The sequence below is a fragment of the Vibrio sp. 10N.286.49.E11 genome (genome assembly GCF_041469505.1).
GTDB classification, from domain to species: domain Bacteria; phylum Pseudomonadota; class Gammaproteobacteria; order Enterobacterales; family Vibrionaceae; genus Vibrio; species Vibrio crassostreae_C.
In genome coordinates this window covers 1-209 of the sequence record NZ_JBFRKQ010000168.1, presented here as the reverse complement: position 1 = coordinate 209, position 209 = coordinate 1, and the positions used below count along the sequence as shown (strand labels likewise).

The 209-nt window shown below is 48.8% G+C and carries 1 protein-coding gene; it reads left to right on the top strand.

Translation table 11 applies throughout. The annotated features are described in order from the left end of the window. On the top strand, positions 1-209 hold a 209-nt coding region (locus tag AB4167_RS22115), incomplete at both ends, for a VCBS domain-containing protein (RefSeq protein WP_372137036.1).

Sequence of the window (209 nt, the reverse complement as noted above, 5' to 3'; positions counted from 1 at the left end):
TGGGTATTCACCGCCAACAGCGCGTTTAATCAATTGAACGTCGGCGATAAAGTCGAAGAAACCTTCACGGTGTCGTCTATTGATGGCACACCGTCCACTATCAAGGTCACGATTAATGGTACTAACGACACCGCTACTGTCAGCAGTGCGACCATTGCCATCGATGAGACTGACAAAGCAGTAACGACATCAGGCACGTTAACCAGTAC